This window comes from Fuerstiella marisgermanici, assembly GCF_001983935.1.
Classification (GTDB): Bacteria; Planctomycetota; Planctomycetia; order Planctomycetales; family Planctomycetaceae; genus Fuerstiella; species Fuerstiella marisgermanici.
Genome location: NZ_CP017641.1, coordinates 2,833,727 through 2,859,582, shown reverse-complemented (window position 1 = coordinate 2,859,582; position 25,856 = coordinate 2,833,727). Strand labels below are relative to the sequence as shown.

At 55.6% G+C, this 25,856-nt stretch carries 23 protein-coding genes; 9 read left to right on the top strand and 14 right to left on the bottom strand.

Annotation, left to right across the window (positions count from 1 at the left end; all coding sequences use genetic code 11):
* Positions 1-48 precede the first annotated feature (48 nt).
* Positions 49-291 (bottom strand): hypothetical protein, encoded by a 243-nt coding sequence (locus tag Fuma_RS10830; RefSeq protein WP_077024157.1) that lies wholly within the window; start codon positions 289-291, stop codon positions 49-51.
* 120 nt (positions 292-411) lie between these two features.
* A complete protein-coding gene (locus tag Fuma_RS10825) occupies positions 412-1,197 on the bottom strand; it encodes a PIG-L deacetylase family protein (protein WP_077024156.1) in 786 nt (261 codons plus the stop codon).
* A 184-nt stretch (positions 1,198-1,381) separates the two neighbouring features.
* Between Fuma_RS10825 and Fuma_RS10820 the strand changes: the two genes are divergently transcribed.
* On the top strand, positions 1,382-2,650 hold the full coding sequence (locus Fuma_RS10820) for a TlpA family protein disulfide reductase (protein WP_077024155.1): 1,269 nt from the start codon (positions 1,382-1,384) through the stop codon (positions 2,648-2,650).
* 533 nt (positions 2,651-3,183) lie between these two features.
* The gene (gene lexA / locus Fuma_RS10815) at positions 3,184-3,846 is read left to right on the top strand and encodes a transcriptional repressor LexA (protein ID WP_077024154.1); all 663 of its coding nucleotides are present in this window, start codon (positions 3,184-3,186) and stop codon (positions 3,844-3,846) included.
* Between the two features lie 3 nt (positions 3,847-3,849).
* Here lexA and fabF read toward each other — a convergent pair whose 3' ends face one another.
* The 5 genes from fabF to Fuma_RS10790 all read right to left on the bottom strand — a co-directional run bounded on the left by fabF (position 3,850) and on the right by Fuma_RS10790 (position 8,318).
* Entirely contained in the window at positions 3,850-5,136 is a 1,287-nt protein-coding gene (fabF, locus tag Fuma_RS10810; RefSeq protein WP_077024153.1) for a beta-ketoacyl-ACP synthase II, read from the bottom strand.
* Complete coding sequence (locus Fuma_RS10805; RefSeq protein WP_077024152.1) at positions 5,136-5,621, bottom strand: 3-hydroxyacyl-ACP dehydratase FabZ family protein; 486 nt, start codon at positions 5,619-5,621, stop codon at positions 5,136-5,138. Before Fuma_RS10805 ends, fabF begins: the two co-directional genes overlap by 1 nt.
* A 386-nt stretch (positions 5,622-6,007) precedes the next feature.
* Entirely contained in the window at positions 6,008-6,394 is a 387-nt protein-coding gene (locus tag Fuma_RS10800) for an acyl carrier protein (RefSeq protein ID WP_077028228.1), read from the bottom strand.
* A 404-nt stretch (positions 6,395-6,798) separates the two neighbouring features.
* Complete coding sequence (fabG, locus tag Fuma_RS10795) at positions 6,799-7,554, bottom strand: 3-oxoacyl-[acyl-carrier-protein] reductase (protein WP_077024151.1); 756 nt, start codon at positions 7,552-7,554, stop codon at positions 6,799-6,801.
* Positions 7,555-7,823: 269 nt separating this feature from the next.
* Positions 7,824-8,318 carry a 3-hydroxyacyl-ACP dehydratase FabZ family protein gene (locus Fuma_RS10790; protein WP_077024150.1) on the bottom strand — a complete coding sequence of 165 codons (495 nt, stop codon included), beginning with the start codon at positions 8,316-8,318 and terminating at the stop codon, positions 7,824-7,826.
* 641 nt (positions 8,319-8,959) lie between these two features.
* Here Fuma_RS10790 and Fuma_RS10785 point away from each other — a divergent pair.
* The gene (locus tag Fuma_RS10785; RefSeq protein WP_083731957.1) at positions 8,960-10,561 is read left to right on the top strand and encodes a hypothetical protein; all 1,602 of its coding nucleotides are present in this window, start codon (positions 8,960-8,962) and stop codon (positions 10,559-10,561) included.
* A 264-nt stretch (positions 10,562-10,825) separates the two neighbouring features.
* On the opposite strand, the gene holA is transcribed toward Fuma_RS10785, so the two are convergent.
* Complete coding sequence (gene holA / locus Fuma_RS10780; protein ID WP_077024148.1) at positions 10,826-11,824, bottom strand: DNA polymerase III subunit delta; 999 nt, start codon at positions 11,822-11,824, stop codon at positions 10,826-10,828.
* Positions 11,825-12,332: 508 nt separating this feature from the next.
* Between holA and Fuma_RS10775 the strand changes: the two genes are divergently transcribed.
* The 3 genes from Fuma_RS10775 (at position 12,333) to Fuma_RS10765 (ending at position 14,833) form a co-directional block, all read left to right on the top strand.
* Positions 12,333-13,271, top strand: a complete 939-nt coding sequence (locus Fuma_RS10775) for a hypothetical protein (protein ID WP_218922419.1) — start codon at positions 12,333-12,335, stop codon at positions 13,269-13,271.
* Between the two features lie 195 nt (positions 13,272-13,466).
* Positions 13,467-14,246, top strand: coding sequence for a hypothetical protein (locus Fuma_RS10770; protein WP_145944099.1), 780 nt, complete (start codon positions 13,467-13,469; stop codon positions 14,244-14,246).
* Between the two features lie 116 nt (positions 14,247-14,362).
* Entirely contained in the window at positions 14,363-14,833 is a 471-nt protein-coding gene (locus tag Fuma_RS10765; protein WP_158520937.1) for a helix-turn-helix domain-containing protein, read from the top strand.
* An 83-nt stretch (positions 14,834-14,916) separates the two neighbouring features.
* On the opposite strand, the gene Fuma_RS10760 is transcribed toward Fuma_RS10765, so the two are convergent.
* The 5 genes from Fuma_RS10760 to nagB form a co-directional block, all read right to left on the bottom strand.
* Entirely contained in the window at positions 14,917-15,099 is a 183-nt protein-coding gene (locus Fuma_RS10760; RefSeq protein WP_077024145.1) for a zinc ribbon domain-containing protein, read from the bottom strand.
* Between the two features lie 63 nt (positions 15,100-15,162).
* Positions 15,163-16,629 (bottom strand): enolase C-terminal domain-like protein, encoded by a 1,467-nt coding sequence (locus Fuma_RS10755; RefSeq protein ID WP_077024144.1) that lies wholly within the window; start codon positions 16,627-16,629, stop codon positions 15,163-15,165.
* 134 nt (positions 16,630-16,763) lie between these two features.
* Entirely contained in the window at positions 16,764-18,068 is a 1,305-nt protein-coding gene (locus Fuma_RS10750) for an ATP-grasp domain-containing protein (protein WP_077024143.1), read from the bottom strand.
* A 36-nt stretch (positions 18,069-18,104) separates the two neighbouring features.
* Positions 18,105-18,359, bottom strand: coding sequence for a hypothetical protein (locus Fuma_RS10745; RefSeq protein ID WP_077024142.1), 255 nt, complete (start codon positions 18,357-18,359; stop codon positions 18,105-18,107).
* Between the two features lie 15 nt (positions 18,360-18,374).
* A complete protein-coding gene (nagB, locus tag Fuma_RS10740) occupies positions 18,375-20,312 on the bottom strand; it encodes a glucosamine-6-phosphate deaminase (protein ID WP_077024141.1) in 1,938 nt (645 codons plus the stop codon).
* A gap of 554 nt (positions 20,313-20,866) precedes the next feature.
* Here nagB and Fuma_RS10735 point away from each other — a divergent pair.
* The 3 genes from Fuma_RS10735 (at position 20,867) to cls (ending at position 23,402) form a co-directional block, all read left to right on the top strand.
* On the top strand, positions 20,867-21,268 hold the full coding sequence (locus tag Fuma_RS10735; RefSeq protein WP_077024140.1) for an STAS domain-containing protein: 402 nt from the start codon (positions 20,867-20,869) through the stop codon (positions 21,266-21,268).
* Positions 21,269-21,408: 140 nt separating this feature from the next.
* Positions 21,409-21,792, top strand: coding sequence for a DUF488 domain-containing protein (locus tag Fuma_RS10730; RefSeq protein WP_077024139.1), 384 nt, complete (start codon positions 21,409-21,411; stop codon positions 21,790-21,792).
* Between the two features lie 59 nt (positions 21,793-21,851).
* On the top strand, positions 21,852-23,402 hold the full coding sequence (cls, locus tag Fuma_RS10725; protein ID WP_083731955.1) for a cardiolipin synthase: 1,551 nt from the start codon (positions 21,852-21,854) through the stop codon (positions 23,400-23,402).
* 156 nt (positions 23,403-23,558) lie between these two features.
* Here cls and Fuma_RS10720 read toward each other — a convergent pair whose 3' ends face one another.
* Complete coding sequence (locus tag Fuma_RS10720; protein ID WP_077024138.1) at positions 23,559-25,739, bottom strand: sodium-translocating pyrophosphatase; 2,181 nt, start codon at positions 25,737-25,739, stop codon at positions 23,559-23,561.
* Positions 25,740-25,856: the final 117 nt, after the last annotated feature.

Below are 25,856 nucleotides of genomic sequence, written 5' to 3'. Positions count from 1 at the left end.
CGGTAATTGCAGTTCTAAGCTTCGCTGTCGCCTTGGCGATGTGTGCTGTTAGTGATCGTGATCGTCGTCGTGCTCAGCTGCGGCTGCATTCGCTTCTGCGGCAGCACTGTCGACGGTGACTGAATCGAACGTCCACCACACGACGAACGTCATCGCCAGAACTGTGTACAGGAACAGGAACGACAGCATTCTTCCGATTGCCGAACCGGCAACTACGTCGTCCGCTTCGAATTGCTCGACCTCAACGGCCGAAAACAGTGGCTTGTCGATAGTGGGGCTCTGATCTGTCATAGCTGAATAACGCTCTAGGGCAGCGGAAACGAGTCGCATTGTGGACGGTGTTGTCGATCCGGGAGGATAGCTTGCCGCAGCAGGTCCGTCGAATCGACATTCAGCGTTTTGACCACTTTTTCAAACAATGGTGACGTCAAGAAGCGATTTCAGCAGATTGTCCGTCGGGTGCGGGTGCCCTTTGTACTGTCGGAATCCTTCGCCGTACCCAACGCCCTTTTCTGTTCCACGTTCAGCCCCCCAGCGACGGCACGATTCGAGGTACTCGTCGATGCCGTGTTGCTTCCGCAGCCATTCCCGCTGGCTGGCATGACAGGCCAGAGCTTCCAGCTTTTGGTCAAACTGCGCGGAAACATCCACGATGAAATCCACCGGCTGACGATTGCTGAAGTGATCGGTGCCCTCAATCGCATCCATGAAGTACAGATACGGGATCTTCTGCATCGGAGGAGCTGGATCCCATTGGCGAGTCTTGTAGTTCGGGACAGACGCGTTGAAGCACGCGTCGCGGACCAGCATGCTGGTGATTTCATGATCGTGCATGTAGTCGACTGGTGGAGCCGTCAGCACGACGTCTGGCTGTGTCCGCCGCAGGTACTCGGTCATTCGTCGACGGCTGTCATTGTCGAAACAGATGGACAAGTCGCGAAATTCCAGACACGTGTAGTCTGCGCCCATGACTTCAGCTGCGGAGGCTGCTTCGGCTCGGCGAATCGTGGAGATTTCGTCGGCAGACAGTTCTGCACTGCCGCCGTCTCCAGCCGTCATTGTTGCAACGGAGATCCGGCAGCCCAATTGCTTGAGCCGCAACAGCGTGCCCGCGCATTGGATTTCTATGTCGTCCGGGTGCGCGTGGATCGCGACGATGTGAAGGTCTGATGGTGATTGATTGCTTTGATCGAGCATGAATTCGGTCTTCTCATGAAAAATTCAACGCCTCCGACGACTCTGGAAAATTCGCGCTGATGTGTGTCAGCGCCAGACGTTAGTCAAAACGCACTTCGAATTACAGTGTTGCTAATGCAATGGTTTTATTAAGCTTTTTACACGTAAGGCAGGAGCGTTACGGCCGAACCATTCAGGGAAGTCAATGATGCAATTCAAACGTCTGGCACTGCTGGCATGGCTCGGTTTGGCCGGATGCGATGCTGACCCCGACGGCGCTGCGCAGTCGGCCCGGACGCGAAGCGGCAATGCGACGAATGTCACGGTTTCTGTCCCGAATCCAGTCGCCGAAAAACCTCTGCCCGACGGCGTTGTTCCCAGTCCTGCCACGGTCGTGCCCAACGATGACGCTGCAACGAGCCGTGAATTGGACGACGAACGGCTGCGAAAAATTCTCCACATCAAAGCGTCGTTGGCCGCGGGTGACGATGCATCGAATGGTAAGTTCGACCGTCAAGGCAGCCTTCGACTTATCGAACTGGCGACACAGCTGATTGCTGAAACAGTACATGACGATCACCAGGAACGATTGTGCGAAGCGGCCGTTGTCGAACTGCTGGAAGCTCGACGCAACCTTGCGTTGAATGGTGACGCGAGCGACATTCACCAACTTTATCGCGACGTGGAAAGTTTAAACTCGGCAGACCCGTCGTCCGCGTCTGCCGCCGAGGGTCTACATTGCCTGGCTGTCTTCGCACACGCGATGGCTCGGCAAAGTTCGGAGTCGAACGAACGGTGGCTGCTGGAAGCTGGCCGTTGGTCGCGCGAGTTTGCTCAGCGGTTTCCACAGGACCAGGAACGGGCGGTCACACTGCTTTATGTCGCCGGACGCAGCAACGAATTGCGTTCCATATCTGCGACTGCCACAAGCAGCGGCCAGTCGATGCGTGCTGAGGCCAAACGCTGCTACGAAATGCTCGTTCAGCGGTTCCCTCATTCAGAAGCCGCTCGCGACGCGGCCACGTCGCTTCGAAGGTTTGCTCTGCCTGGCCAGCAGTTAAATCAATTTGCCGGTCCAACGCTGGACGGCGGATTTGTGTCCGCAGAGAGTTTTATTGGCACCGCGACCGTGCTGTACTTTTGGAATTCGACCAGCCCCGATTTTCAATCAGACTTTCTTCCAGCGTTGAAGGAACTGGAAGCGGCCGCCGGTGACGACATTCAGTTTGTCGGGATCAGCCTGGATCAGGAGCGAGCAGCGGTTAGGAAGTCCTGCGCACAGTACGCGCTTCCCGGTCGGCAGATCTTCTTTCCCTCAGCTGACCAACGTGGGTGGGACAATCCTTTGGTCCGCTTCTGGGGCATTTCTCACAGCGAAACCGCGTGGTTTCTAGACGCCGACGGCATCGCAGTTGATGTCGACCTGACGGGGCCGGAACTGGCGCTAATGGCAAAACGGTGGCGCACCAGGTAGTTGGTGTGCACGTGTATCCGAGCAAACTCCCGCGGCAATACGGGACGTGGTCAGGCGTCTAGTATGAATTTGGAAACGCGGCCCGATTCGTCAAAACGCGTGTTTTTCCTACTCAAAGCCGAATTTTGTCCCCCGGAAGTGCAGGAAAATTCCGGTATACGCACAAATGTGCACATTTGATGGCGGGTCAATGCCCTACCTCGCGATCTCCATACCGTTCGTGCATTCTTTTGTACACGTAGCGTGCGACGAGTGGATGGTTGTTATTACCCAGCCTTGAGTGTACGTTGGTGCACATTGTGTACATCGCGTTGGAGACATCAGCGGGCCTGGCTGCATGCCTTCCTTGTTTGAACCGTGCTCTAAGTCGTGACGCTGCTTTCCGAAGCAGGCATCGGTGGGAGTTCGGATTTTTATGTCGTCGATAAGCGCTCAGCGCAAGTTGGGTGTTGGATCGGGTATTGGGCCACTTATTAAATGTACCCGGGCCGCGATGGCGTCAATTCGAAGCATTGAAAGACAGGTTTCGACGGATGGTTACTTCAGAGAAACGAGCCGCTCTTACCAAACGACAGCGTGACATCTTTGAGTTCCTCAAGGATAAGATCATCAATCGAGGGTACGGGCCAACCGTGCGTGAGATTGGTGAACACTTCGAAATCAAGTCGCCGAACGGGGTCATGTGTCACTTGAAGGCCCTGGAAAAGAAGGGGCTCATCCGGCGCGAATCTAATATGTCTCGCGCGATTTGCCTGTCTGAGCTTATCCCCAAACGGCTTGCACTGCCGCTGATTGGCACTGCAGTCTCCGGAAGCCCCATTCAGTCGGCTGTGTCGTCTGAAGAGCAGGTGGAATTCGAACCGGTCTTCACCGGCGGGCGCAAAGAATGCCTTAGAATTCAGGGCTCCGCGTTTCAATCACTCGGCATCGTCGACGGTGACTACGTGATTGTGCTGCGAGGAGAAGTTGGCCCCGAAGGAAGCCTTGTCGCAGCCCTGGATGATCGCCACAGCGTTACTCTGTGCCGCGCACCCAAAGACGGTGACAAGTTGCAGCCAGCGATTGCTGGTGCGTTTCCGACACCGACACGGCAGATCTTAGGCCAGGTCGTTGGCGTCGTACGCAACCTTGAACAGGCGGCTGTTGACGTGAGTCCTGCACTAGCCGGAATGAATGGCCACCCCGTGAGTGCGTAAACGCTACGCGGCGAATTCGGAAATGATCAACGATACGTTTTGTCCACCAAAGCCGAAGCTGTTGGATAGACACGTCGTCACTTTCGTTTCGCGCGCCTGGTTGGGGATGTAATCCAGATCGCAATCAGGGTCGGGCGTTTCGTAATTGATGGTAGCGGGCAATACGCCGTCTCGCATCGCCAGCATGCATGCGATGGCCTCTACGCTGCCGGCGGCTGCGATCAAATGACCGAGCATGCTCTTGATGCTGGATACAGGCGTCTTGTAGGCATGCTCGCCCAGTCCGCCCTTGACCGCTTTCGTTTCTACCTGATCGTTCACTTTCGTGCTGGTACCGTGAGCGTTCACGTACCCGACGGCTTCAGGATTGATTTCCGCATCCTTCAGTGCCATCTTGATGCACGCAATCGCGCCACGTCCCTCAGGATGGATATCGGTGATTCGATAAGCATCGGCGGTAGAACCGTAGCCTTTGATTTCGCCGTAGATCTGAGCTCCCCGAGCCTGGGCGTGCTCGAGCTCTTCCAGAATGACCATCCCGGCTCCTTCGCCGATCACAAAACCATCCCGGTTCAAATCGAACGGACGGGACGCGCCCTGCGGATCATCGTTGTGCTCGGACAACGCCGTCAGCAGATTGAAGCCGGTGATCCCGAACGGATGGATCATGCTGTGAGCACCGCCCGACAACATTGCATCCGCGTCGCCTCGACGAATAATTTCGGTCGCTTCGCCGATCGCCTGACTTGATGCGGCACATGCCGTCAGGCAGTTCAGGTTTGGGCCTTGGGCGTTGAACAAACTCGCCAGGTGAGCGGCCGGCATGTTCGGTTCCAGCTCCAGTTCGAACTGAGCGTTCATGGAAGCCAGGAAATCGTTGGTGAACCGTTCCAGATCCACTTCGCCGTTTTTGTCTGAGTCGGCGACCAGCGTCATGAACTGCATGAAGTCCTGCTGCCCTTCGCCCGCACCCAGATACACGCCAAAGCGGGCAGGGTCGAAGTTCTTGCCGTCGCTTATCCCACTGTCGTCCATCGCTTGCGACGCTGCGCCGATGGCGAAGCGGATGTTCCGCCCGGCGTCTGCAAAGCGCGAAGGGTCCTTGACGTAGGAATTGAAATCGAAGCCATTCACTTCGGCAGCGAACTTCGTGGGGAAGTTGGCGGCATCAAAGTGAGTGATCGGACCCACACCGCTTTTGCCAGCCAGCAAACCCTGCCACATATCGGCAACGTTGTTGCCCAATGGAGTGATACAACCCAGCCCGGTCACGACAACTCGACGTTTCATTATTTCGATTCCCCAGTCCCGGCTTTGCCGACGGTCAGGATATCCATAAGGTTCATTTTGAACACAAAGTTCTTTTGGTCGATGCGGCTAAGCTGTGGATCATCTGTCGAAAGATGAACGAACACAATGTCGGCCTCCGCCACAAGCCTGTCTTCTACGTGAGCGGTCACTTGTACTGCCCCGCCTTGTTCGCCCGCATTCTCCAGCGTGGCCGCGTAGATCAGTTGGTCGCCGGGACAGGCCCAGCTGTGGAATTCTACCTTCGGCACTTTGGCAAGAATCACATTGTATTCGAAATTGTATTTTTCGCCGAGAAGAATGCCGCCCGTTTGGGCCATTCCTTCAATCATCAGCGACGCAGGCATCACGGGAAAACCCGGGAAGTGGTCGTGCAGATGTTCTTCAGACAACGATACATTCTTGACAGCCTTAGCCGACTGCCCGGAATTGAATTCGATGAACCTGTCGACCCAATACCAACGCATGTTAAACGTGTGTCCGAAAGTAAGAAAAAGGTTGGCGGATTTTTAGCGCGTGATTTGATGACGACGGGCTGTTTAGAGCTTTGGAATACCGCAATGCACGCCCGTTGAAGTACTCATTCCTCAGCCTGAGCTAACGGTCAATCGCTGTGCAATTCGCCGTTAAAAAGTAGACTCAATTTCTGCGGGGCATCGATCGAAAGCCGGCCGCAAGTTACGGTGCGATGACAGCATCTGAATTTCTGCTGTCACGGGCCTTTCTATCCGCTTTTCTGGATCGGTGCATCGCCAACCTCGGGCTCGCGCCCGAGGCTACGTGCTGCTGCTCTCCGGCGTGATACGCATAAGGACCATGCTGATCACGATCGCCGGAGTTCCCAGTTAAGCTGCTAATTCAACCGCGACTTCACGAACTTGCAGATCATGTCCACGGTAAACAGATCCGGGATCTTGTTGACCTGAGGGTCTGCGGCGAAGGAATCGACATCGGCATGCGGCATCTTTTCACGCAGTTGAGCGATCCCACCTTCGGTCACTTTTCCATCGGCAACGAATCCAGAATCGGCCGAAGCCAGATTTTCCGGAAAGAGTTCGCCGCGTGGAATCTTGATATCAAAGTTCTTTTCCAGGCGGAAAACGATGTCCAGAAAGTCAATGGATTCTGCCCCCAGATCCCCGATCAGCGTCGCTGAACTTTCGACTTCGTCATCATCTACACCCAGCGCATCGACAAGGGTCTCCTGAACCTTCTCGAAAATTTCTTCATCAGATGCCATTATCAGATCATCTCCTTTTTGTCGCACTTTGTGTGCAAACGAGGAATCATCGCCGAACCCAGCCAATCGAACCAGGCAGGCGACGATGCCTTGTTCGATAGTTATATAAAACGCAACGTGGCCCCCAAAGCCACTCATGCGATCGGGAAGTCTACGGCTGACGGTTAAAAAAATCGACCTTCAGCTCCACAAACCACGAATTACTCGAATTTAAGGGGCGATTGAACGGCTGAGGAAACTCAAGGCCACAATCCCCGCCTTTACCTGCTATCCACCGTGCCAAACCGATGCATATCGCTCTGACATTTGGGGAAGCTGGACGAAATCCAGACTCAACCTGACCGCAAATTTCGCGTTTTCAGCGAGAACATCGCGGCGTCAGGCATCTGTTTTGCTCCCAACGCCTAGCTAATCCCACCCAACGTCAGGCCGCCGTCGACTTTCATGATCTGTCCGGTCACGTAAGAGGAGGATTCCTGTGCGAAAAACAGAACTGCATTGGCGATGTCCGATGGCAGGCCGAGTCTTCGGCACGGAATTTTCTTCTTAATTTCCTTGCCCGCCGCTTCGACCACGGCTTGTGTCATGTCAGTTTCGATAAAGCCAGGGGCAACAGCGTTGGCCGTGATGCCGCGGCGAGCCAATTCGGTCGCGATACAGCGAGTGAAGCCTTCAACGCCCCCTTTACTGGCTGCGTAATTCGCCTGGCCGGGATTGGAGACATCGGCTGCCACGCTGGACATGTTGATGATGCGTCCATAACGCTGAGACATCATTTGTCGAGTGGCTGCCTGGCAGAAGTTGAAAACGCTGGTTAGGTTCGTATCGATAACGTCCTGCCATTGGTCGGCATCCATCATCGCCAGAAGCCCGTCGCGGATGATGCCCGCATTATTCACGAGAATATCGATGGAACCCCACGCTTCGACCACGTCAGCGATGACTTTGTCCGCCGCGTCTTTTGAACGGACATCCGCCTGAATGGCCATGACTTCGTGGCCCGCTTCTTTCATGCTGGCGACGACTTCGTCTGCTGCAGCGGAGTTCGAATTGTAAACGAATGCGACTTTGGCTCCGTCGCCAGCTAGTGCCTCAACAATTCCCCGACCAATTCCCCGGCTTCCACCGGTGACCAAAGCGACTCGACCTTCAAGACTCATATTTCCTGACTTTCCTGGCTACTCAAAAATTTCGTGGTTAGTGAAGTATTATCGATGAACGCATTCAGCTCAGTGACCAGCCCTTCCGCAGCGAGCATTGATGCCACCGGGGCCTGTGGGGAGCCAGCCAGAACGGGTTGCTGCAGGTCGCCCCGGGTGCCTTGTCAGAACATGTACGTGATCGTTGGACAGATGAGCTGCTGCGAGATAAATTACCAGCTTGCGGCAACAGTGGGGCCGCGGACCGGAAAACAGCCATTGGAATGCGTTTACCCGGCACTTTTTGAAATCACGGATTCGTGACAGATCTGGTTGTAAAGCTCCTGCATCGCAGTCGTCACTCGCTGATCTGCATCGGCCATGTCGGGGCGAGTTGTCCGCAGGTTTTGCTTGGAAAGAACGAGTTTGGCACTGACGGCGGACAGATCTTCAACTGTGCCGGCCGCTTGAAAACTTACGGTTTCGTCTTCATTCTTCTTCATCGTTGCCGTGACATGCAATGTCTGTCCCGGCTTCAGAAAATTGTTGAATTTAACGGCTCTGGCCTGCTTTAGCAGAATGGTACTGAACTGAAAATCATCGGTCACGCGAGACAACCACGCACAACTTTGCACCAGAGCCTCAACCATGAGCACTCCGGGCAGGATCGCAAACCCCGGAAAATGGTCCTGCAGGTATTCTTCCGCGAGACTCACATTTTTGGTGGTGGAAATCGACTGACCGGGGGTCAATTCAACGATGCGGTCGACGAGGCAAAACTTCATAACGCCTGAATTTTCAAGATACGCGGTACTGATGTGAACGGGGGGTCGTCACTGGAGGATCGGCAACACGGCCGTTGACTCGCAATCACCGACTGAACAGGCAGAATTGCTGGCTGGCGCAACTATAGCTGAGAATTCTGCAGGTCACAATCGACGCCCGCTTAGTCGCACTGGCATTTGTGACGGAATTTTGTGGTTCACTGTAAAGTTTTTCCAGATTGCCCTGCGGGATTTCGCTTCATTTCTCGTGTCAATTGCGGAACCCGTAAAACCCCTATCTCCTCACGCTCGAATCGTTCGATTCGTGATCCAGCGCCTTGCATCTTCCGCTCATTCGACCAAGGTGTTGCAATCGAAAGATTGTGTGAGACCGGCAATCTTTATTGGTTTGGGTACAAACTTTCTAAATTACTTGTTTAACCAAAACTGCCCATGCTATATTCGCGATGAATATCGTTGTCGGGCCATCATCCGCCGCTACCCATCGTTTCTGGCTGGGGCGAGGGTGTAACGGGGATAAATCAGGCGTTTGACCTAACTGTCCACGTTGGGATCTGTTGTTGTGTGCACGGGGGGCGTTCCTCGTGACGTTTCAAGTTACTGAATCATTTCGATTCGAAAAATGGAGGAGTTGAACGAACATGCGATATGTTCTGACACTCGCGGCCGCGGCATTAATGTCTGCGTCTGCTCAAGCTGGTAGCTGCTGTGGCAGCAATGTCAGCTCTTGTTGCTCCGCCCCTTGCGCTTCAAGCTGCAGCCCCTGTGGGTCTGGAAGCTGTGGTTCAAGCTGCGGAAGTTCTTGCGGTGTCGCCGGTGGCGGTGCTGTTGGCGGGAGCTGTGGAACGTGGGAAACTGTTGAACGAACAGTAATGTGCCCACAGATGGTTACGGAAACCCGTACCATCACTGTTAATGTTCCTGTTCAGGAACAGCGTCAGGGAACTCGAACCGTGTGCCGTACAGTTATGGACACCAAAGAGGTTCCTTACACCGTCTGCGTTCCTTACCAGGAGCAAATGACTGGCACTCGTACTGTTTGCAAGACAGTTACGGAGCAGGTTGAGCAGCCTTACACTGTCTGCGTTCCTTACCAGGAGCAGATGACTGGCACTCGTACTGTTTGCCGTACAGTATCTGAGCCTCAGGAACAGACCTACACGGTTTGTGTTCCTTACCAGGAGCAGATGACTGGCACTCGTACTGTTTGCCGTACAGTATCTGAGCCTCAGGAACAGACCTACACGGTTTGCGTTCCTTACCAGGAGCAGATGACTGGCACTCGTACTGTTTGCCGTACAGTATCTGAGCCTCAGGAACAGACCTACACGGTTTGTGTTCCTTACCAGGAGCAGATGACTGGCACTCGTACTGTTTGTCGCTCAGTACCTGTTCAGCAGACTCGCACAGTTTGCCAGGATCAGGGTCACTGGGAAGAACAGCCTTGTGGCGGTTGTAACGCTGGTGCTTGCGGTGGTTGTGGCAACTCTTGCGGTGGCTGTGCCTCTGCTTGTGGTGGCTGCGGTGCTGCTGCATGCTGCGGTGCTATTGCTAACAGCTGTGGCAACTCTTGCGGTACTCGTCGCGTTTGGGTTTCCAACCCAGTTCAGGTTGAAGTTCCTTACACGACTTACCAGCAGGTTCAGGAACAGGTTCCTTACACCTACACGGTTACGAAGACTCGTCAGGAACAGCGAACTCGCACGATCAACGTTTGCCGTCAGGTTCAGGAACAGGTTCCTTACACCTACACGGTTTGCAAGACTCGTCAGGAACAGCGAACTCGCACGATCAACGTTTGCCGTCAGGTTCAGGAACAGGTTCCTTACACCTACACGGTTTGCAAGACTCGTCAGGAACAGCGAACTCGCACGATCAATGTTTGCCGTCAGGTTCAGGAACAGGTTCCTTACACCTACACGGTTTGCAAGACTCGTCAGGAACAGCGAACTCGCACAGTATGTGTAGCTCGTCAGGTTCAGGAGCAGGTTCCTTACACCTACACTGTCACGAAGACTCGTCAGGAACAGCGAACTCGCACAGTTCAGGTTCCACGTCAGGTTACTGAACAGGTTCCTTACACATACACCGTATGTGTAACTCGTCCTGAACAGCGTGAAGTACAGGTTCAGGTTCAGCAGATGGTTCCTCAGACTGTGACTTCACAGGTCTGGCGACCAGCTTGTGGCGGTGCAGTCAGCAGCGGATGCGGCAGCAACGGCTGTAACGCATGCTGCAACTAGTTCTCTGACCGACTGATCTCGCCCTTAGTTCGGGCGGCGATCGATCGCTAAGCGAAAAGAATCAAGGCACTCCGAAGGTCCAACCTTCGGAGTGCTTTCTTTATGCGCCGGGAGGCCCCGGCAGGCGATTGGCATGGGGAGCCGATGACGGTGGATGGCTTAGGCGCCGGCGGTGCTCCCGTTGGTCGCGGATGCGGGTAGGCGGCTGCAGCTGGAGGAAGCTTAGATACGGCAAAGCTTGCCACCTGCAAATGAACGACGCCGTCACGCATTCGCCAGGTTCAGGAACAGGACTTCCAGCTGCCGTTTCGGATCGACTCGGCTTCCACCTTTCATGTTGGCGTCTGCTTCGATCAGCAACTGAAAGATGCGGCTGGCTTTGTCGAAGCCAATACGCTTCAGGTACTTTTCTGACGGGCCTATTGCCTGCGGAAACACTCCGGCAGAACGCAGAGCACCGGACAGGTCGCGAGTTTGCCGAGCGAACTCAGTGGCTTCGGCCAGCTTTCGGAAAGTGAATGTCAGGCCGCCCAGAATTTTCTGAGGCGCGTCGCCAGCCATGATCAGCTTGTTCAAATCGACGAGCGCAGTGCCGACATCGCCATCGCGAATTGCGTCCAGCATTTGCCATGTGGTTTCCACGCGCCAGCCGCCGACCACGCGAGTCACGTCTTCCTGAGTAATCGTGTCGGCATCGCCGACCAGAGAAACAAGCTTGTTCAGTTCCTGTTGCAGCAGGCCAAGGCTGTCTCCGGCAAGTTGTACAACCAACGCGGCGGTGGGCCCGTCGATTTTTTTGCCGTGGACGTCCAGTGCTGTTTTTACCAGCCATTTCGCCAGCGCTGCTCCCTTCAGTTCGCTGCATTCCAGATTCAAGCCGACCTTTGCCGTGGCCTTCGCCAGCTTGGTATTTTTGGGCCAGGACTTCACATCCAGAACCAGCAGCGACGACTGCGATGGATTAGCGACGTACTTTTCCAGGCCCGGCCTGTTCTTTGAGACGAAATCGTCGGCTTCTTCGATCAGTACGACTCGCTTATCGCCAAACATCGAAACCGTCAGCAGTTCGTCGCACACGCTGCGTAAATCGGCATCTTTGCCAGCGACTCGCGTTAACGCGACATCTTCTTCGTCGTCATCGTCACCACATCCGGGCACGATGTTCAGCACTTGCAGCTTCAAGAATCGTTCGCTGCCGTAAAGCACAACAACCGGCTTGTCGGGCAGCGTTTTGTGTTTGGCAAGAAAGTCGGTGGCGTGCATCGCGGGTTCACCAGAAAACGAACAACAGATCCGGAAGTGTCTCGAATTGCTGACGCCCGTTCAACGATGGTCGAAAAGAATGCGGCAAACTCTGCAGAACGCCTGCGTCGGTTGCTGTTTCCTGCTGACCTCGTCGACGCGACACCATGTTAAAAGATTCCGGTTAGCCAGGCCGCGCAAGGGTTTTGGATAGAGCGTCACAGGAACGGATGGACACTGTTTCAGGGAATGATTTGCCTTTGCTGCCTGCAACATAAGTTCCGATACCTCTGGCAGAAAGAATGCGTGCCGCACACGCTGGAAAGCCATCTCGACAGGCAGGCAGGATGCCGGTTTCGTCGAATCATGCGACTCTTTCAGCAGGCAATGTCATTCTTTCGGCTCGCACAAGTCACAGCTTCGTTGCAGGGACGCAACCGGGTTGTGCGGCGTGCGTTGGTGACCGGGCAAGGACGAGTCCACCGGATCAGGCTTCGCTATCAGACTTCGTTTACAGAGAGGACGCGACATGATGTCGCTTCGACTTCTACGCTTCACGTGTTTTGTGATCGCCATTCCGGTCTTCTTTACGCGAGCCGACGGGCAGATTGTGCCCGGAACCGGCGTTCGTCAGACGATGGTCGGTGATGATTTCGAAGATCCCAACTGGCAATGGTTCCCTCGAGGCGAAAAATCCAGCCGCGAACAGGACGACAACGAACGCCGCCCTCTGGGAGCATCCAACAACGGTCGCTGGTTTGAAAGTCCCAAGCGAGGCCAGCCTGATGTAATTGAACGCGTGCCAACACCGGCCGGCGGCATTCCCGGAAGCCAGGGAGCGTTGAAGCTGCAGACCATGAATACGGGCATTCCGCATCGTCCGAGCCGCAAGATGGAGCAGGACGACTTCGTGATGAAATGTGCGTCACGAATTGGCGGCATTGACGTCGGTCGCGGTCCCAGTGCCACCTGCCGCATCTGGTTGCCACCATTTGAAAACTGGGAAAACCGTTCCGGCGCCCATTTCGGTTACCGCATCGATGTGAAGACGACTGTCACGGAATCGAAGCGAGGTTTCATTTTTAGTCGGAAGGTGAAAGAACAGGAAGCGTACTGGCCGGGCTTCTTCTTCGAGTTCCACAGCGAGACCGATCCTCGGTTTGAACAGGATGAAGCTGTGCTGTTGATTCGCGGCAACGCCACGGGGCACGAAGTTCAAAGCGTGAAACTCACGCCCGGCTGGTGGACTTTCGGTATGTCCGTTTCACCGGACGGAATGGTTCACTATTACGCAAAGCCAGGTGTCGAAGATCTGCGACCGTCAGACCACCTGTTGTCCAGCTTCCCTTACAGCTATCGTGCTGAGATCTTTGCCACGCACTTCTTCAATTCCGTCAATATGAACGATGGTCGTACGTGGTCAACGCCGTTCATTATCGACGATCCGGCAATCTATACGCTGCGGTAGTCGACAAAGACAATAGTCTGGTGTTCGCCTCGCCTGATAGATTTTGTAGACTCCGCCCTGTGCTAATCAGAGTTCTATAAAGTCTCGGACGAACGGCCACAGACGCGAACCGAATGAGAAGCCCGGCTTTGCACAAAAGCCGGGCTTCTAAGCGTTTCTTCTGACCGGCCGCTTGCTTCAAGGAAGGGCGAGAACGTGCAGAAGGACAGAAACGGCCGCATCTTCGGAATCCCTCGATCCCGTCGGCTTTCATGGGATTTGCTGTACTTCAATCGCGCCGTGCCGCAATGCGGTCATGATCGCCGCATCGATCTCTCAGCCTTGTCGGCCGCTCGTTCAGCCGCTGCAGTGCGTATTTCGTGGCCCGCACTGTTTTTAAAAGCATACGCTCTGCTGGCGAAGGACGTTCCGGAACTGCGGCAAACATGGTACCGCTGGCCGTTCGCCCACATGTACCAGCATCCTTCCAGTGTGGGTGTGCTGACCGTGCAACGCGAGCACAAAGGAGAGCCGTGGTTGTTCTGGGGCCGGATCCCGCGTCCGGAAGAGCTCAGCCTCGTCGAAATTCAGGCTCATATCGACGAAATGGTTACTAAACCGGTGTCGCGTCGGTTTCGTCGTGAGCTCCGTCTGGCGCAACTTCCTACGTTAATGCGTCGATTCATTTGGGGTTGGAATATCCACGTAGTGAAGGCGGCTCGAGCAGAACGGCTTGGGACCTTCTTTCTGTCCACGCTGTCTGGTCAGGGGGCCGAAATTCAGATCCCGCCGTCTGTGCATACGGGCTGTTTGACGTATGGCCCACTGAATGAAAATGGAATTACCCGAGTGACCCTGGCATACGATCACCGAGTGATGGACGGAAGTCTGGTTGCGCGATGCCTTGCGGGCCTGGAATCGATTTTCTTGCAAACTCTTTGCGATGAAGTATTGAATTCTAAGCTTCCAGCTGGCAACATCGCCGCTGCCGCGTAAGGGATAACATCTGACTACACCTTTAGGTGGCCAAAGATAGCTGAGCCATGGTTCTGGAGCGTGCTGCACTGCGCGGAAGCTCTAGGTTTCATTGGTCGACGGATTTGCAGTGGAAATTGTCTCGGCGTATTTCGCAATTGCTGCACGTCAGTGATTTTGGTGCCTGGGTTTCTCTGCATCCGATCTACGGCAACGGACTGAGAAATGCATCGCGAGGTTGTTCCGTGAAGAAAAAGTCGAAGAATGTGGTGAAGTCAGGGAACAGCGTGATTCCTCGGCAGGAGCCCAAGCAAAAACCGCCTCGTGTAGGTGGCGTATCCAGTGGTGGAGTGAACTGGTCGCGTATCGGTCGGCGACGCAATCACGAAACTGACGTCGTGTATCAGCTGGCTGCATCACTGAAACAGATTCGCGAGGACCGGGGCGAATCAATTGCCAAGGTCGCTGCGGAACTGAATGTCGCGCCGTCTACGCTGATCAAGTTCGAAGAAAAAGGTCGCCCGATCTCAGTGCAGGTCGTGCTGGCGCTGGCTCAGTATCTCGACTGTTCGCTGAAGGTCGAAAAAGAGAACCCCCGCCGGAAATGACCGTTGCCGCACTGGCGTTTTAATAGCTTACCAAAGGGAAAGTCGGGCCTCTTCTGCGGTTCGGCAGGTTTCCTTCAGCGTCCCTATTCGGCAGTCGCGCTGACGCTCACGTGGCCTTCGTCATCGACATCAAGACGGATGACGTTCGGGCAGCAACACACCGGACAGTCCTCGACATATTCCTGAGAATGGCCTGCCGTCAGGTCGACGGGAATGACAATGTCTTCGCCGCAGCTTTCGCAAACGTAGCTGGATTCTTCCTGCATGGTCGAGCTCCCTTGAGCCTCTTGCCGAAACCTGCGAGAGCCACGCAGGGATCGGGCTTGGTTCTAACTTTCGTCGCGAACCGTTTTCTTCACGATGCGTTCTGTGGTCGCAACCTGATCCGCTCCGTCATCTTTCACACCGGCCGGAATTGACGACACCCATTCCGGTAGATGGAAGCCCAGCCCGTGTTCGTTCAGGCGATCCGTCACGATATTTCCATCTTTGATGTCGAAGACGGCTGGATACCGCTTACGCCACTTCTTGTTTGGACCGGGGCAATATTGGCGAGCGTTTCCTTCGACCGCCGCGATACCGGGGATATGCGCCGCCAGGCTGCATGAGTGCAGGAACGACGATCCCGGACAGGTCAGGTCCTGGACACACAAGAACATGTCAAACTTTTGAGCCGCCGCCGCCGCGAACAGAGATTCCGTTTGTCCCTTGCAGGCTTTCAACGCCACGCCTGAGTAGCCCAGTTCGCGGCATTTCAGCAACGCTTCATAGTCGACCAGAGCTTCGTCGATCACGACGGGCTTTAGCTTAGCCACGTCGTGCATCTTCGCCGCCGACGCCGCTTCCAGATCTCGGCTGGTAGGCTGTTCGATATATTGAATGCGATCGTAGGCCTGTGCGGCACTGCTCTTGACGCGGTTCAAAAACTCGATCACGTACTCTGCCGAATCGCACTTTTCGTTGAAATCGCAGCTATAAAACCACTCAGCGCAACCCCGTTTCGCTTGAGCGTCCGTCGCGATCTTTTCGACTGCCAAGACGCGATCGACGTCCCAATCGAGATTGTCGCCGGACAGCTTGATCTTCAGGTGCGTGAGTCCGTCAGCGGCGATCCATTCGCCCAGTGTCATCGGCAAATCGTCGTCGGGACGGTCCGTAACATCAGCATCGGTCAGTGGATCCAGCGCGCCGACCAGATGGTACAGCGGCAGCTTGGCGACCGGTTCTCGCAGCGTGTATTTGTCGAGGTACTCGCCGGCGAATTGTTCGTCCAGAAAATACGAAAGGTCTTCGTTGCAGTATTCTGCCGACAGCAGGTGAAAGATGTTCTTCTTATGGACTCGCCCGTACGCATCATGCAACGCGGCATCAATGGGGCTGGTGGAGACCAGTTGAGCCAGTTGAGGAAGCGGTTCCGCCAGATTCAGGCGATCCGAAATCTTTTTCGCCTGATGATGAAATTCCGCCCCGACGTTGAAATGGATTTCCAAAGGGTGAGCGAATTCAGGGTAGCTGGCGAACAGCTCAGCGAATTTTTCGGCGTAGGCTTTCATCGCCGCTTCGCCGTCAGCCGGTTCGACGTTCGGTGACGGCCAGGCCCAGACATTGCCGACCGGCATGCTGCCGTAACCTGAAGCCTGATTGCCTGACCGCGATTCGACATCCACGCGGGCGTTGATCAGGTACGTATGATCAACCACTCGCCCGCCAAACTTAAGCGGTGCACGAAACGAAACTGCCTCAAACCCGATCTCGACATTCAGAATTCGAACGTCGGTTGCCTTGCCCTTACTCATCGAACTGCCTTTGGCATCTCCTGAAAACTTTCGAGACTCAGGGTCTCACATTTGAAATGAACACCAGTCACGCCGCTTACCACAGGGATTCTTATCATAATATTCCGCCCTGACGAGTCTCAGAGCGGTTTCACTTATGGTAAATGTCGATCAGTTTCAAGAAGTGTCATTTGAACTTGCAAGCGGCGCAATAATGACTCCACCTTCAGCGGAGTCTGCAGCGGCAGCACATCGACAAGACTCCGGACCGCCGACAGAGCCGCTGGATGGCCAAGATTCTGCGACGTGAGTCCCTTTTCCAGCCGCAAATAGACCGAACACAGCGGCGTTTGGGCCGGAACGCGTGCCCCAGGCTGCGGAACGTCGGCCAGCCACGCGGGCGGCAGCGGCTGATCGGTGCGACAACACTTTTGCAGCATTTTTTGATGGTCGCGTTCGGTCAGAGTGATTCCTTCGTCCGCGTAGACGACCATCCTGAGTAACCCGGCATTTGGCACGCCGCGCCCGGTCCGTGGCGGAATCGATGCACGAGCGGCTTTTGGGGCGGTCGCAGTCATCTGCATCGCGACGTGGCCACGCTGTTCTGCATTCGACTGTTCGTATAACTCGTGAGACGCCGTAACCCGAGGATTGACCTCCAGAACAAATGCACGGTCACCGTGGACGACGAAGTCGACGCCGAACAAGCCGGTCACCGCCCATTGTTGCGTGATCACTTGCCCAGAATGTTCGATCTGCCGTCGCAAGTGGTCGGCCACGGTCAGCGGCCCGAGGTTGCCGGAAAAATGGAACTCCGGCGCAAAGACTTCTGACGCCCCGGAAATCTGCAGTGATACTCCGATCAACTGAGTCTCGCACTCATCGGCCGCAAAGAACGTGGCTGACATGGTGGGACCGCTGAGAAACTGCTGCAGGTAGGAGCCGCATTGCGGTAACTCCGTTTGTGACTTGGCGGTTGTATTCCTGGCCAGCCAGGAGACGTCCTGGCCGCCGGCCGATCGAAACGACTTTCGCAGCCAGCGATGCTCATCGAAGTTGTGACCATCGACGGCGCACTGCCACGTCGGCACGGCCACTCCGTTGTGTTCCAGCGTGGGGAACAACAGCGTGGGGTTTCGCAGTTCGGAAATTACATCCGGTGGCGGTCCCAACAGCGGCCGGCTTTGGGCAAGCGTCCGCAGCAAGTCGGGATCGTTTTCAATTCCGCCGGTGACCAGCAGTGGAACGTTCGGTGGCACGTCGCGTAGCGCATCTGGTGTCTGGTCGAACGAAGCAATCTGCCGAAACAGGTTCCGGTGCTCGCCTGACACGTCATCCAGCAAACGCAGCAAATCCGCGTCGCCGAACATGTCGACGCAGAACGGAACCAACCCGTCTCGCACCGCTGATTCGGCAAGGCTCCGAACACTGGCTCCGACGAGTGTGATATCCTGCAACATGATGGATTTCGCTGCTTTCAGAAGTCACACAGATTTCTATCGCGGGCGAACAGTCCGGACGGCGTCTTCTGCCAGGCCGAAGCAATCCATGCGTGCCTCGTGTTGCGGAAACATGACGGCCACGTAGCCATCACGCTCCGCGTGATGCGCCGCGCTAGTGGCGGCGTCGATCGACTCACTCGCCCTGTCCGGATCTTTGTGCCCCAAGCCGTTGGCCGCAGGCACAAAGAAGCTGTTCCGGTCAACAAAACTTGTGACAGAAGATACGGCTGGCACCCAGCAGTGCGACACTTATGGACCGCTTAGCTAATCGTCCAGCCCCCAGACTCCGTCCCACCGTACGAAGCCTTCGATTGCTTCGTATTCGGCAAGTCCCAGGGAGTCATAGGCGCGAGCGGTTCCGGCGTTGCGAGCTTCTGCACGCTGCCAGAATTCTCGCATGTCCGCACCAGGGAAAAGAGCTCGGTCCTTTTGCGATTCGTGTTTGAAGATCGCCTGACGCTTGCGTTCGACTTCCTTCGGGCTAAGTGGCACAGCCATTTCGATTTGATAAATCGGCCACTCCTGCCATGCACCGCGATACATCCAGACTTCACAGTCCTGGTACCAATCATCTTCGCGGCACACATCGCAGGCTTCGATGATCGCTTTCAGGCATGTGCGATGAGTTCCATGCGGATCGGAGAGGTCTCCCGCCGCGTAGATCTGATGCGGCTTGATCTCACGCAGCAGCTTCACAATCACCTGAATGTCGGCGTCACCCAGCGGCATCTTTTTGACGCGCCCGGTTTCGTAAAACGGCATATCCAGAAAGTGAAGTTTCTCATTAGGAATCCCCACGCAGCGAGCCCCCGCGCGAGCTTCGCCTCGACGAATAATCCCCTTCAGTTGCTGCACGGCGTCGCTGTCGACCTGACCGGGCTGCTTGTTCTTCAGGAATTCGTCGATGTGGTTTTCCAGTTCCTTGACCTGTTCGGTGCCGACCTTGAAGTTGGCACAGAATTCGGCAGCGAATTCCGCGAACCGAATGGCGTCTTCGTCGAACACTGCGATGTTGCCCGACGTCTGGTAAGCAATGTGGACGTCGTGCTTTTGAGCGGCCAGGCGAATCAACGTGCCGCCCATCGAAATCACGTCGTCGTCCGGGTGAGGCGAAAAGCAGATGATTCGCTTTGGGAAGATGTGATCGAACTTCGCGGGTCGGTCGCCCGGCTGTTTTGCGCTGTCTGGCTTGCCGCCTGGCCAGCCAATGATTGTTCCCTGCAGATGACGGAAGACTTCCAGGTTGATTTCGTACGCCGATCCGTAGACCGCCAGCAGGTTTTGCAAACCTTCTTCGTTGTAGTCGGCGTCGGTCAGCTTCAGAATGGCCTTGCCCATTTTTTCCGCCAGCCAGATGACGGCTCGGCGAATGATGTCGGGCGTCCACGTGACGTGTTCAACAAGCCACGGGAATTTGGTGCGAGTCAGTTCGGTGGCGGCCGCAGGGTCCAACAGCATTTCGACATTGCGGTGCTGCTGCAGGTATGTGGCCGGAACACCGGGATGCTGTTCGCCTTCCACGGTGCGAGCCACAATCTGAGCTTTGTTTTCGCCGAACGCCAGAATGTAGATTTTCCACGCATTCAGGATGGTGCCGACGCCCATCGTGATGGCTCGACGAGGCACGTTTTCTGCGCCGAAGAAATCGCTTGCCGCGTCGGTGCGAGTTACCGTATCAAGCGTGATAAGTCGCGTGCGGCTGGTTTCGTCGGAACCAGGTTCGTTAAATCCAATGTGTCCCGTGCGGCCGATACCCAGCAGTTGAATATCGATGCCGCCGACTTCCGCAATTTTTTCTTCGTACTTTTGACAGTATTCCGCCACCTGATCAGCGGGAACCGTTCCGTCCGGGATGTGGACGTTCTCAGCCGGAATATCGATGTGGTCGAACAGATGCTCGTGCATGAACCGAACGTAACTTTGCAATTCGTTAGGCTGCATTGGGTAGTATTCGTCCAGATTGAAGGTGACGACGTTGGCGAACGACAGACCTTCTTCTTTGTGCAGTCGCACGAGTTCCGCGTAGATCCCGACGGGCGTTGACCCCGTCGCCAGCCCCAGCACGCAGCTCTTGCCTTTTTCCGCTCGGTCCCGGATCAGCGTTGCGATATCGTCAGCCACTTTGCGAGCAGCGGCGGGAGCATTCGGAAAAACGTTGCAGTTCAGGCGTTCGAGCTTGCCGAGTTCCGGATGAGCGGTCATGGATGAGCCTTGTAGTATCGGCGTGTGAGTGGCCGTCAGTGTTTAGTAAAGTTAGTGAAGAAAAAAGAGGGCGAACGTCGGTCGCCGCCGACTGGGCGCGCCGAGCTGTTTGTAGCGTTGCAATGCGACAGACGTTGGGACGGGATTCTATCGAATCCCGTGGGCGTTTCGATCGAATGCCCCGTCTAACCCTGTCGACGAGCCGGATTTCCGTAACTGGGGGACGTGGTGCTGTTAGGTTTCGCATCGCTGGCCAGAAACATCGTGAATTCGAAGCCGTTGAACAAAAGCACACCGAAAATGCGGAGACCACGTTTCTGCATTTATGCTGCTGTTCTGCTCTCACCCGTTGAAATCACGTCTGCCCGTGCAACCCGTCCAGGCCGGTTAAGAAAAATCTGCTGCGTCCAGTCTGGCTTTGGCGGCCATCGCCAATAAACATCGATTGTTGTATGGTTGTGATCCCGCTGCCGGGTGAATAACGTGGTCACCCGACCTTCGCGGGCGTGGCCCATAGAACGCATAATTCCAGACCTTGTTGAAGCCCTGAAGTGATGTCCCAAGATCGACCGGTGTTTGAATTCAATCACGTTGACAACATTCTGGTTGTAGAACCGGCCGGAAGCCTGATGGAATTCCGCGACGCCGACATTCGCAACGCCTACAACGACACGTATCGCATGCTCAACGGCGACGACGTGACTCATCTGTTAATCGATTTCAGCAAGCTGGAATACTTCGGATCCACTTTCGTAGGCATGCTGATTCGTCTGGCCAAGAAAGCTCGCCAGGGCGGCGGCGAAGCCGTGCTGTGCTGTCTTAGCGACAACATGAGTCAGATGATGAAGAGTCTGATGCTGCTGGAAAACGCTCGCACCGACTTCTTCTGGGTGCCTTTCAAAACGCGAGCCGAAGCGATCGAATCGTTGCATGCTCGCGCCGAGTCGGCCGACTGACCGATGGTTGGATTTACTTCGACAGGAAGCTGTCTGTCTGTCTGTTTCTGTTCGTTCATGACTCGGGCTTCAGCTTTCCGTTCAGGCGTGCCGTTTGCATAATTCTGTCGTGTGTCCTTCACTGCCAAAGGAATGCGACCGTGTCTAGACAGAAAACAAAGATCGAACTGGCTCGCGCTTATGACGCTTCCGCACCTGCCGGGCAATACCGAGTTCTGATCGATCGTATCTGGCCGCGAGGTGTGAAGAAGGAAGAGCTTAAAATCGATGTCTGGAAGAAGGATCTGGCCCCCAGCACCGAACTGCGGAAATGGTTCAACCACGATTCCGAACGCTGGGACGAATTCCGCAAACGCTACTTCGAAGAACTGGACGGGCGCGAAAACGAAGTCGCCGAACTGCTGGAAGCGTCCGGAGGCAAAGTAATACTGCTGCTGTACGGCGCGAAGGACGAACAACACAATCAGGCCGTCGCTCTGAAGCAATGGATCGAGCAGAACACGACCAGTCGTCGAAATGCATGACTGCGCGACTGTTGGCATTCGCGCGGCTTCCTGAAGTCGTGCGGTCCAATTAGACTTCGATGCGTGAACCGGATTGGTGGTCGCTGCCACGTCGCGATTGTGCGCCGCTGAAGCTGATTCATGAAACGCCAGGCGGCGTTACGCCGGCCCGAACAAGGAACCACGCCCACGTGTTGATTCAGGGTTTCGCAATCGCTCACGGCCTTGTCGTGATCGTGTTTTCCACTCGCATCTTGCTGCGAGACGACTTGTCTGCGGAATCCCGGCTGGCGTGGTTTCTGGTCATGTTGTTTGCTCCCTATCTGGGCGTGTTCCTCTATCTGTTGTTTGGCGAAATCAGCCTCGGGCGAACCGTCCATCAGCAGCACAACAGGATTTTCGAAAAGCTTCACGAGATCGCAGGCGCGGCGATGGGAAGCTGCGACCGAAACCTCGCGCAGCATGTTGAACGCGAGTTTCATACTGCGTTTCGAGCGGCTTCGGTCGACGGCTTCGAAACCACGATTGGCAACCGCGCAGAACTGCTTCCGGATGCAGCGACGGCTCGGTCGCGTCTAATCGAAGATATCGACAACGCGACCGACTGCGTTCAGGTGCTGTACTACATCTGGCTGGATGACAACACGGGAACGAACGTGGCCAAGGCGCTGATCCGCGCAGCCAAACGCGGGGTGACCGTTCACGCAATGGCAGACGGGCTGGGTTCCAACCGATTTGTTCGGTCGACATTGTGGCATGACATGCGCGACGCGGGCGTGAATCTGCGAGTCGCTCTGCCGCTGCGCTGGGTTGTGGACACGATCCTGTTCAGCCGTATCGACCTGCGAAATCACCGTAAGATTACGGTCATCGACAGCCGCATCACGTGGTGCGGCAGCCAGAACTGCGCGGATCCGGAATTTCGTGTGAAAGCAAAGTTCGCGCCGTGGGTCGACATCATGCTGCGGTTTGAAGGCCCCGTTGTGGCTCAATGCCAACTTCTGTTCGCTTCAGACTGGCTGCTGAACAGCGGCGACGAAATCCCCGCCTCGTTCCAGATGAAGGCCGACAAATTCGAAGGTGGTTTTCCGGCGCAGATCTTCGCGGATGGACCAACTGAACGTCGTGGCGCGACGCCGCAGTTGTTCGCCACACTCTTAACGTTGGCGAACAACGAAGTCATCATTTCCACGCCGTATTTTGTGCCAAACACCACTGTGTTGGATGCACTGTGTGCGGCTGCGATCCGAGGCGTCGACGTGACGTTGATCCTTCCTCAACGGAATGATTCGTGGATTGTGGCGGCTGCCAGCCACAGTCACTACCGGCAGTTGCTGGACCACGGCGTGAAGATCTTTGAATTCCGCGGCGGCGTGTTGCATGCCAAGACGCTCACCATCGACGGTGCGTTGTCGCTGGTCGGATCGACGAACCTTGATCTGCGCAGCTTCGATCTGAACTACGAAAACGACATACTGCTGCGCGATGACGCTATTACTGCAGCGATTATCGATCGGCAGCGAGAATACATCTCACAATCCGATCCGGTGACGATGGAGCACGTTCATTCCTGGTCATACTCGCGCCGCATTTTGAACAACGTCGTGGTGACGATCGGTCCGATTCTATAGACCGCTTTTTACGCAATCAGCGGACCATGAACCGCGATGAGAAGCGAGCCGCAGTTACTCGCAACTGCGCAGGAAAACACGACCGTCGTCGGCATAAAAAAAGCCGGACTTATTGAAAGTCCGGCTTCAGTCTTAGCAACAAATTGTTTGCAGCAATTATGCAACCAACCAAGGCGCGATGACAAGTGCCGTCACGGAAACGAGCTTTAACAGAATGTTAAGAGCCGGGCCGGACGTGTCTTTAAACGGATCGCCAACAGTGTCACCGACAACGGACGCTGCATGAGCATCACTGCCCTTGCCATAGGTCACGCCATCAACGACAACGCCGCTTTCAATCATCTTTTTGGCGTTGTCCCACGCACCACCGGCGTTTGACTGGAAGATGGCCAGTAGTACGCCACTGACGGTGACTCCTGCCAATAATCCGCCCAGCATTTCAGGACCGCCGGTGAAACCCGTCAGGATCGGGGCCACAATTGCGAGCATACCGGGCAGCACCATTTCCCGCAGCGACGCTCGTGTAGAGATTGCGACGCATTTGTCGCATTCGACTTTTTCGATCGCATCGTCCATCGTCCGCTGATCCTGTTCCGACCACGTGTGAGCTTCAGTGCCTTCGTTGCGGCGGCAGACTTCCAAAGCGACTTTTAGTTCGGGAATGTCAGCAAACTGGCGACGCACTTCCGTAATCATTTTCTGAGCTGCTCGGCCCACCGCCTGCATGGCGAGTGCGGAAAACAGAAACGGCAACATCGCTCCTAACAACAGCCCCGCCATGACGAGTGGCTGAGCGATGTTGATGTCCTCGATCTTCGCCGTGGCCATGTAAGCTGCAAACAGCGCCAGTGCGGTGAGTGCAGCGGAACCGATGGCGAAGCCTTTGCCGATAGCGGCCGTCGTGTTTCCGACAGCATCGAGTTCGTCTGTGCGTTCGCGAACTTCGGGAGGCAGGCCCGTCATTTCTGCAATGCCGCCAGCGTTGTCGGCGATTGGTCCATAAGCATCGACGGCCAGTTGAATTCCGGTGTTCGACAGCATTCCCACGGCGGCAATGGCGATGCCGTACAGGCCCGCGACTTCATGAGCACCGATGATCGCGGCGGCAATCAGAATGATCGGGATCGCGGTCGACATCATGCCGACTCCCAACCCGGATATGATATTCGTGGCCGCACCCGTCACTGACTGTTCAGCAATTTCACGCACCGGCTTTTTGCCGCAGCCGGTGTAATATTCTGTGATGATTCCAATCGCCAGGCCACAACCCAGGCCAATGATGGTGGCCCAGAAAACGCCCATGCGGCTGTATTCCACTTCGTCAAACGTCCACGCCGGTGGCAGCACGGTCAGGATAATTCCGAGGCTCGCGGCGATCATGATTCCTGCGGCAACGAGTTCGCCTCGGTTCAGTGCCTTCTGAGGACTCGACTTTTCGTCTCCATTCACAAAGAACGTGCCAATCACCGATGCCAGGACACCGGCCGCCGCCAGCAACAGCGGCAGCAACACGGGAGCAAGCCCACCAAGACGGTCGGCGAATTCTGCGACAGGAGTTTCGGCCAGCAGGAACGCGGCACCCAGCACCATCGCTCCGATAATCGAACCGACATAACTTTCAAACAGGTCGGCCCCCATGCCGGCAACATCGCCCACGTTATCGCCGACGTTGTCAGCAATCGTCGCGGGGTTCAGCGGATGGTCTTCAGGAATTCCGGCTTCCACTTTGCCCACAAGGTCGGCTCCAACATCCGCCGCCTTCGTATAAATGCCGCCGCCCAGTCGAGCGAACAATGCCACCGAAGACGCACCGAAAGAGAATCCGGTCAGCACGTTAATCGTGCGAGCAAGATCGTCACCGGTTGTCCCGAAGTGGTTGCCATAATACAGGAACAGGCTTCCCAGTCCGACCACGCCAAGACCTACGACGGATAAACCCATCACACTGCCGCCGCTGAATGCCAGCTTCAGGGCTGGTCCCAGGCCGTTGCGAGCCGCGTTGGCGGTGCGAACGTTGGCCAGCGTGGCCACTCGCATTCCCAGAAAACCGGCCAGTCCGGAAAAGACGGCTCCGACGCCAAACGATAATGCAATCAACGGCGACGATTCGGCTCGACCACCCGACATGTACAGCAGTCCGCCGACAATGATCAGAAACACCAGCAGTACGGTGTATTCCGCCTTCAAAAAGGCCATCGCACCTTTTCGGATCTTGGCCGCAATCTGCTGCATCTGAGGAGTGCCAGGGTCCTGCCTGGCCACCCACCAATATCGATACACGCTAAACGCAAGACCAATGGCTCCAATCAACGGAACGCACATCGCGACGCCGGACATCTCCTGATTCCTTAGTTTTCTTTACTACATTGGGGTGGGCAATTTTGAGGAAGCGGCGATTATTTAACGTACCTGACGCCTCGTGGACAGTCAGTTTCCGGTTCCTTTTGAAGAGCC

Coding starts and splice junctions, on each gene's coding strand:
- Fuma_RS10785 (WP_083731957.1), top strand. CDS start 8,960: ATGCGATATGTTCTGACACTCGCGGCCGCGGCATTAATGTCTGCGTCT.
- Fuma_RS10790 (WP_077024150.1), bottom strand. CDS start 8,318: ATGAAGTTTTGCCTCGTCGACCGCATCGTTGAATTGACCCCCGGTCAG.
- Fuma_RS10775 (WP_218922419.1), top strand. CDS start 12,333: ATGATGTCGCTTCGACTTCTACGCTTCACGTGTTTTGTGATCGCCATT.
- Fuma_RS10820 (WP_077024155.1), top strand. CDS start 1,382: ATGATGCAATTCAAACGTCTGGCACTGCTGGCATGGCTCGGTTTGGCC.
- Fuma_RS10760 (WP_077024145.1), bottom strand. CDS start 15,099: ATGCAGGAAGAATCCAGCTACGTTTGCGAAAGCTGCGGCGAAGACATT.
- Fuma_RS10800 (WP_077028228.1), bottom strand. CDS start 6,394: ATGGCATCTGATGAAGAAATTTTCGAGAAGGTTCAGGAGACCCTTGTC.
- cls (WP_083731955.1), top strand. CDS start 21,852: ATGCGTGAACCGGATTGGTGGTCGCTGCCACGTCGCGATTGTGCGCCG.
- Fuma_RS10805 (WP_077024152.1), bottom strand. CDS start 5,621: ATGCGTTGGTATTGGGTCGACAGGTTCATCGAATTCAATTCCGGGCAG.
- Fuma_RS10750 (WP_077024143.1), bottom strand. CDS start 18,068: ATGTTGCAGGATATCACACTCGTCGGAGCCAGTGTTCGGAGCCTTGCC.
- Fuma_RS10830 (WP_077024157.1), bottom strand. CDS start 291: ATGACAGATCAGAGCCCCACTATCGACAAGCCACTGTTTTCGGCCGTT.
- fabG (WP_077024151.1), bottom strand. CDS start 7,554: ATGAGTCTTGAAGGTCGAGTCGCTTTGGTCACCGGTGGAAGCCGGGGA.
- fabF (WP_077024153.1), bottom strand. CDS start 5,136: ATGAAACGTCGAGTTGTCGTGACCGGGCTGGGTTGTATCACTCCATTG.
- Fuma_RS10825 (WP_077024156.1), bottom strand. CDS start 1,197: ATGCTCGATCAAAGCAATCAATCACCATCAGACCTTCACATCGTCGCG.
- holA (WP_077024148.1), bottom strand. CDS start 11,824: ATGCACGCCACCGACTTTCTTGCCAAACACAAAACGCTGCCCGACAAG.
- lexA (WP_077024154.1), top strand. CDS start 3,184: ATGGTTACTTCAGAGAAACGAGCCGCTCTTACCAAACGACAGCGTGAC.
- nagB (WP_077024141.1), bottom strand. CDS start 20,312: ATGACCGCTCATCCGGAACTCGGCAAGCTCGAACGCCTGAACTGCAAC.
- Fuma_RS10720 (WP_077024138.1), bottom strand. CDS start 25,739: ATGTCCGGCGTCGCGATGTGCGTTCCGTTGATTGGAGCCATTGGTCTT.
- Fuma_RS10735 (WP_077024140.1), top strand. CDS start 20,867: ATGTCCCAAGATCGACCGGTGTTTGAATTCAATCACGTTGACAACATT.
- Fuma_RS10755 (WP_077024144.1), bottom strand. CDS start 16,629: ATGAGTAAGGGCAAGGCAACCGACGTTCGAATTCTGAATGTCGAGATC.